The organism is Pseudomonas sp. SDO5532_S415, from assembly GCF_054071155.1.
In genome coordinates this window covers 1-7053 of record NZ_JBSVWS010000233.1, presented here as the reverse complement: position 1 = coordinate 7053, position 7053 = coordinate 1, and the positions used below count along the sequence as shown (strand labels likewise).

The following is a 7053-nucleotide window of genomic DNA, read 5'->3' as shown; positions in this document are numbered from 1 at the left end:
TTTGTGATATGCAAATTTACTGTGGGAGCGAGCCTGCTCGCGAAGAGGCCGGAACAATCAACAAAAACTACCGGCTGGAAACCCTATAAACCCGCTCTTCAAGCCGGGTGACGCCCGCTTCCAGAAACTTCCCGCTCTCGCTCAGCACATCCTGATCCTCCAGGACTTTCAATGCCCACGAAGCCCCGAACAACCGCTGCACTTCATCATCAACCACGGCGAACGGCGGGCCGGACATTTGATCCTGATCGTAATCCAGCGTAATCAGCAGCCCTTGAGAACCCTTGGGCAGAATCCGATTCAAATGCACCGCATATTGCTCACGCATCGCCGGTGGTAACGCAATCAACGCAGCGCGATCATAAAGCGCGGAACAATCAGCGACATCGCCAGGCGTCAAGGCAAAAAAATCCCCACACCACAGCTCGATGGAACCGGCCCGATAGACATTGAAAGGTCCTTGCTCACTGACAGCCGGGTCCAGTTGATGCTCACTGAAGAAATCCTCAACGGCCTTCTCCGACAACTCGACACCCAGCACCTCATGCCCGCAGTGCGCCAGCCATAACAGATCCAGGCTCTTGCCGCACAACGGCACCAGCACCCGCGCACTGTCTTCCAGGTCCAGCTGTGGCCAGAACCGTTGCAGATAAGGGTTTACCTGCGGCAGGTGAAAGCCGATCTGATTCGACGCCCACTTCTTGTGCCAAAACTCCGGCTGCATAAATAACCCCAAAAATTCGATCAAAACACCCTAAAACTTATATTAGATTTAGATCAATGATCTGACTGAAGATGGGGCCATCTTAACTCTCAGGAGCTCATTCATGTTCCCCAGCCTCTACATATCCCATGGCTCTCCCATGCTTGCCCTGGAACCTGGCGCCAGCGGCCCCGCCCTCGCTCGCCTGGCGGCGGACATGCCCAAGCCCAAAGCCATTGTGATTGTTTCTGCGCATTGGGAAAGTCATGAACTCCTGGTCAGCGCCAACCCCCGGCCTGAAACCTGGCACGACTTCGGTGGTTTCCCGAAGGCGCTGTTCGAAGTGCAATACCCGGCCCCCGGCGATCCCCGGCTGGCGGCGGTGGTTGTCGAACTGTTGAACGCAGCCGAGCTTCCCGCGCACATCGACAATCAGCGGCCGTTCGACCATGGCGTTTGGGTGCCCTTGTCATTGATGTATCCGCAGGCCGACATTCCGATTGTCCAGGTCTCCCTGCCCTCCCGTGGCGGGCCTGCCCTGCAAACCCGCGTCGGCCATGCCCTGGCCAGCCTGCGCGAACATGGCGTGCTGTTGATCGGCTCCGGCAGCGTTACCCACAACCTGCGGGAACTCGACTGGCATGCCGGCCCCGAGAGCGTCGAACCCTGGGCGCAGGTCTTTCGCGACTGGATGATCGAGAAACTTGAGGCCAATGACGAAGCGGCCTTGCATGATTATCGTCAACAGGCACCCAACGCCGTGCGTAACCATCCCAGCGATGAGCATCTGCTGCCACTGTACTTTGCCCGCAGCGCCGGGGGAGATTTCAGCGTTGCCCACAAAGGCTTCACCATGGGTGCACTGGGAATGGATATTTACCGCTTCGGCTGAGGGGAAATCGAGTCGCGTCCTTCGCGAGCAGGCTCGCTCCCACAATGGATGCGTGTCACTCACAAATCCCCTGCTCGCGAAGGGCACACCGTCGATTGAGAGGCAAAAAAAATCCCCGAACCAGTCGGGGATTTTTCATATCCGATCAATCAGCCCGAAAGCGGATCAATCTTCGCGATAGCGACGCAGCTTCAACTGCTTGCCGGCAACGCGAGTGTCCTTCAGTTTGGTCAGCAGACGCTCCAGACCATCTTCCGGCAGCTCGACGAGGCTGAAGCTGTCGCGCACCTGGATGCGACCGATGGCCTCACGAGCCAGACCACCTTCATTGAGGATGGCGCCCAGCAGGTTCTTGGCGGCGATACCGTCACGCGCACCCAGCGCGGTACGGCAACGGGCACGACCTTCGGCCAACGGCATCGGGGCACGACGCTCGCGGTCGCCACGCTCAGGACGGTCACCGGAACGCTCTGGACGATCGCCACGCGGTGCGTTGTTCGGCACCAGTGGACGCTCTTTCTCGATAGCGGCCAGGTTCAGCGCTTGACCGTTGGTAGCCTTGCGCAGCAGGGCTGCGGCCAGGGCACGCGGGCTGCAACCGATATCGGCGGTCAGGCGATCGAGCAGATCACCGTGAGTCGATTCGGCGTCAGCCACCAGCGGCGACAGGCTGTTGGTCAGCTTCTTGATGCGTGCATCCAGAACGGCTTGAGCGTCCGGCAGACGAACTTCAGCAACCTTCTGACCGGTTACACGCTCGATCACTTGCAGCATGCGGCGCTCACGTGGAGTCACCAGCAGCAGTGCGCGACCTTCGCGACCGGCACGACCGGTACGGCCGATACGGTGAACGTAGGATTCCGGGTCGTACGGCATGTCAACGTTGAACACGTGAGTGATGCGCGGTACGTCCAGACCACGAGCAGCAACGTCGGTCGCTACAACGATGTCCAGACGGCCATCCTTGAGGGAGTCGATGACGCGCTCACGCTGGTTCTGGGCAATGTCACCGTTCAGCGCAGCGGCTTTGTAGCCTTTGGCTTCCAGGGCGCTGGCCAGGTCCAGGGTCGCTTGCTTGGTCCGCACGAACATGATCAGCGCGTCGAAATCTTCCACTTCCAGCAAGCTGAGAACGGCAGAAGTCTTCTGGTCGGCGTGAACCAACAGGTGAGCCTGTTCGATCGCGGTAACGGTCTGGGTCTTGCTCTGGATCTTAACGTGCTTCGGATCGCGCAGGTGGCGCTCGGCGATGGCACGGATCGACTGCGGCAAGGTAGCCGAGAACAATACGGTCTGACGGGTTTCCGGCATGGCCTTGAAGATGACTTCCAGGTCGTCCATGAAGCCCAGTTTGAGCATTTCGTCTGCTTCGTCGAGAACCAGGTGGTTCACGGTCGCCAGAACTTTTTCGTCGCGACGCAGGTGGTCGCACAGACGGCCCGGAGTGGCGACAACGATCTGTGCGCCATTACGGATTGCTTTCAGTTGTGGGCCCATCGGCGCGCCGCCGTAGACAGCCACAACAGTGACGCCCGGCATTTGCTTGGCGTAGGTTTCGAAAGCGGTTGCAACTTGCAGCGCCAACTCACGAGTTGGGGCCAGGATCAGAGCTTGCGGCTCGCGCTTGGACGGATCAATGCGGTGCAGGATAGGCAGGGCAAAGGCAGCGGTTTTACCGGTACCGGTTTGCGCCTGACCAATCATATCGTGACCGGCGAGAATGATCGGGATCGACTGCTGCTGAATGGCCGAAGGCTCTTCATAGCCGGTAGCGACTACTGCAGCGACAATATTTGGATGAAGTTCAAGAGCGGCGAAGCCGCCGATTTCCTGGGTCATGGGTCTGCCTCTAAGTGCATCCGCAAAGACCCATGCTCCAAAGCTGCGCATGCCGTGTTGAGACTCAAGAGTCGCCCTGGCAGCTTTGTCGGCGGGGATTTGCGAAAACGAATGAATGAAAAGAATCGTCAAGGAAGAGTCCGCAGTACGGACGTGCAGCCGAAGCTGACTTCGGGGAATTGCTCTACCTAAACGCGGCCCGGCTAAAGGCCGGCGCGCACTATACCGGAATTTGCCGAAAAAGGGAGCCTTTTTTTAACGCAAAAAACCCGCGTACGGCGTTCTGTCACAGGCTTTGCGGATAATCGTGCGAGCGTCTATTTTTCAAAGGCCCGGCCCTGTGGGCTATAGCGCTAAAACGGTTCACCCTGAACGCACGGACCGTCGGTCCGACTCCCCTTTGTGCCCGAGGAAATGCCCCATGAAAGAGCTCGACACCAGCCGTGTGAGCCGTGAAAAGCGCGGTCATGTCCTGTTGATCGGCCTGGATCGGGTCGCCAAACGCAACGCCTTCGACCTCGACCTGCTCAACGAACTGAGCCTGGCCTACGGTGAGTTCGAAGCCGACAGCGATGCAAGGGTGGCGGTGGTGTTTGGTCATGGCGAGCATTTCACTGCCGGGCTGGATCTGGTGAGCGCCAGTGCAGCACTGAGCGAAGGCTGGCAAGCACCGCCTGGAGGCTGCGATCCATGGGGCGTATTCGCCGGCCCCAGGGTCAACAAACCGGTGATCGTCGCCGCCCAGGGTTACTGCCTGACTATCGGCATCGAGTTGATGCTGGCGGCCGATATCAACCTGTGCGCCAGCAACACCCGCTTCGCGCAAATGGAAGTGCAGCGCGGCATTTTTCCCTTCGGCGGTGCCACGCTGCGTCTGCATCAAGTGGCCGGTTGGGGGAATGCCATGCGCTGGATGCTGACCGGGGATGAGTTCGATGCCCGCGATGCCTTGCACCTGGGGTTGGTGCAGGAGGTCATGGCCAGTGAGGATTTGCTGCCACGGGCGCTCGAGTTGGCCGAGCGAATTGCCCGGCAGGCGCCACTGGCGGTGCAGGCGACGCTGATGTCTGCCCGACAGGCGCGTTATGAAGGGGAAACCGCCGCGGCTCAAGGATTGCCTGCGCTGGTGAAGAAGTTGCTGAGTACCGAGGACGCGCGGGAGGGTGTGCGGTCGTTGGTGGAGCGGCGGCCCGGCGTATTCAAAGGACTTTAGTTCGGTATTGAAAGCTTTCGCGAGCAGGCTCGCTCCCACATTGGATCACGGTCAAATGGGGGAGCGAGCCTGCTCGCGAAGAGGTCCTCACGGACACCGGCTTATGTCGCCGGCCGAATCGCCTTGATCAACGACTGCAACGAATACCCCAACCGCGGCGCCAGGGCTTCGGCCCGAGCGGCCAACCCTTCCATATCCAGCACCTGATCCAGCTCCGAAGGTACGATCAGGATCACGTTGCCCTCCTTCACCGGCAATTCCCAGTAGTGGCGATGGTAGAGACCGCGCAGCAATGCGGCGCCCAATGGCTTGCCATCATCGGTGGCCCATTGATTGATCACCAGCCAGCCACCCGGATTCAGGCGTTTCTGGCAGTTCTCCAGGAAGGTCCAGGCCAGGTGCCCGACACCGGGACCGACGTCGGTGTAAAGATCGACAAAAATCAGATCCGCAGGCTCGGCGGTGTCAAGCAGTTCCAGCGCATCGCCCACGCGGATGTACAGGCGCGGATCGTCATCCAGTCCCAGGTATTCGATGGCCAGGCGCGGCACATCGGGGCGCAATTCGATGGCTTCGACATCTTCCAGCGGCAGGAACTTGAGGCAGGCCTGGGTCAGCGTACCGGCGCCAAGCCCGAGAAACAGCGCGGTTTCCGGCAGTTCGTGGCACAGCGCACCAATCAGCATCGCCCGGGTGTAATCGTATTCGAGCCAACTCGGGTCGGCGGTGAACACGCAGCTTTGCTCGATGGCATCGCCGAATTCGAGAAACCGGTAATCGGCCACTTCCAGCACACGAATCACGCCAAATTCGTCCTGCACCTCGGCGAGCAAATGCTCGACGCGCTCCTCAGTCATTTCGTCTCCCGATCGTCACCGTGGCCGGCAACGCAATAACACCGCGAACAGGGTGCGGCAAAGGCGCGATTGTCCTTGAAGCGACGGGAACAGGTCACGCACTAATTTGCTGATAACATGGTTGTCCGAGCGTAAAACATTAGAGACTGTGATGAGCCAACCCTGGAGCCCTGACAGCTGGCGCGCCCTGCCGATCCAGCAACAACCCCAATATCCCGACGCGGCGCATTTGCAGCACGTCGAGCAAACCCTGGCCAGCTACCCGCCGCTGGTGTTTGCCGGTGAGGCCCGGGAATTGCGCCGTCAGTTTGCCGAAGTGACCCAGGGCCGCGCGTTTCTGTTGCAGGGCGGCGACTGCGCCGAAAGTTTCGCCGAGTTCTCCGCCGCGAAAATCCGCGACACCTTCAAGGTACTGCTGCAGATGGCGATTGTCATGACCTTCGCGGCCGGTTGCCCGGTGGTCAAGGTCGGGCGCATGGCCGGGCAGTTCGCCAAACCGCGTTCGGCCAACGACGAAACCATCGACGGCGTGACCCTGCCGGCCTACCGCGGCGATATCGTCAATGGCATCGGTTTCGACGAAAAAAGCCGCGTGCCGGACCCGGAGCGCCTGCTGCAGTCCTATCACCAGTCCACCGCCACCCTGAACCTGCTGCGCGCCTTCGCCCAAGGCGGGTTTGCCGACCTGCACCAGGTGCACAAGTGGAACCTGGACTTCATCGCCAACTCGGCCCTGGCGGAAAAGTACAGCCACCTGGCTGACCGCATTGATGAGACCCTGGCGTTCATGCGCGCCTGCGGCATGGACAGTTCGCCGCAACTGCGCGAGACCAGTTTCTTCACCGCCCACGAAGCGCTGCTGCTGAACTACGAAGAAGCCTTCGTGCGTCGCGACAGCCTGACCAACGATTACTACGACTGCTCGGCCCATATGCTGTGGATCGGCGACCGCACCCGTCAGCTCGACGGCGCCCACGTCGAATTCCTGCGCGGGGTGAACAATCCGATCGGCGTCAAGGTCGGTCCGAGCATGAACCCTGAAGAGCTGATCCGCTTGATCGACGTACTCAATCCGGACAACGATCCCGGCCGTCTGAATCTGATTGCGCGGATGGGCGCGAACAAGGTCGGCGATCACTTGCCGCAGCTGATCCGTGCCGTGCAGCGTGAAGGCAAGAAGGTGCTGTGGAGTTCGGACCCGATGCACGGCAACACCATCAAGGCCAGCAGTGGCTACAAGACCCGAGACTTCGCGCAGATCCTTGGCGAAGTGAAGCAGTTCTTCCAGGTGCACGAAGCTGAAGGCAGTTATGCCGGCGGTATTCATATCGAAATGACCGGGCAGAACGTCACCGAGTGCATTGGCGGGGCGCGGCCGATTACCGAAGACGGTTTGTCGGATCGGTACCACACCCATTGCGACCCGCGGATGAATGCCGATCAGTCGCTGGAATTGGCGTTTTTGATTGCCGAAACCCTGAAACAAGTCCGGCGCTAAATCGTGGCGCCCCCTTCGCGAGCAGGCTCGCTCCCACACGCCCGGTAACAA

5 protein-coding genes and 1 pseudogene are annotated in these 7053 nt (G+C 60.1%); 3 read left to right on the top strand and 3 right to left on the bottom strand.

Translation table 11 applies throughout. From position 1 onward, the window contains the following. Positions 1-67 precede the first annotated feature (67 nt). Positions 68-724: a thiopurine S-methyltransferase gene (locus tag ACW9HW_RS27860; protein WP_095196768.1), complete on the bottom strand. Its 657-nt coding sequence runs from the start codon at positions 722-724 to the stop codon at positions 68-70. A gap of 103 nt (positions 725-827) precedes the next feature. Between ACW9HW_RS27860 and ACW9HW_RS27855 the strand changes: the two genes are divergently transcribed. Further along, complete coding sequence (locus ACW9HW_RS27855; RefSeq protein ID WP_457402527.1) at positions 828-1595, top strand: DODA-type extradiol aromatic ring-opening family dioxygenase; 768 nt, start codon at positions 828-830, stop codon at positions 1593-1595. A 165-nt stretch (positions 1596-1760) separates the two neighbouring features. Here the strand turns inward: ACW9HW_RS27855 and ACW9HW_RS27850 are convergent. Continuing rightward, positions 1761-3468 (bottom strand): annotated as a pseudogene (locus tag ACW9HW_RS27850) (DEAD/DEAH box helicase). A 387-nt stretch (positions 3469-3855) separates the two neighbouring features. On the opposite strand from ACW9HW_RS27850, the gene ACW9HW_RS27845 reads away from it, so the two are divergent. Further along, positions 3856-4647: a crotonase/enoyl-CoA hydratase family protein gene (locus ACW9HW_RS27845; protein ID WP_457402525.1), complete on the top strand. Its 792-nt coding sequence runs from the start codon at positions 3856-3858 to the stop codon at positions 4645-4647. A 101-nt stretch (positions 4648-4748) separates the two neighbouring features. On the opposite strand, the gene ACW9HW_RS27840 is transcribed toward ACW9HW_RS27845, so the two are convergent. Beyond that, positions 4749-5504, bottom strand: a complete 756-nt coding sequence (locus ACW9HW_RS27840) for a spermidine synthase (RefSeq protein ID WP_095196772.1) — start codon at positions 5502-5504, stop codon at positions 4749-4751. A gap of 151 nt (positions 5505-5655) precedes the next feature. Here ACW9HW_RS27840 and ACW9HW_RS27835 point away from each other — a divergent pair, with 151 nt between their 5' ends. Further along, positions 5656-7002 carry a class II 3-deoxy-7-phosphoheptulonate synthase gene (locus tag ACW9HW_RS27835; RefSeq protein ID WP_095196773.1) on the top strand — a complete coding sequence of 449 codons (1347 nt, stop codon included), beginning with the start codon at positions 5656-5658 and terminating at the stop codon, positions 7000-7002. The last annotated feature ends 51 nt before the right edge of the window (positions 7003-7053 follow it).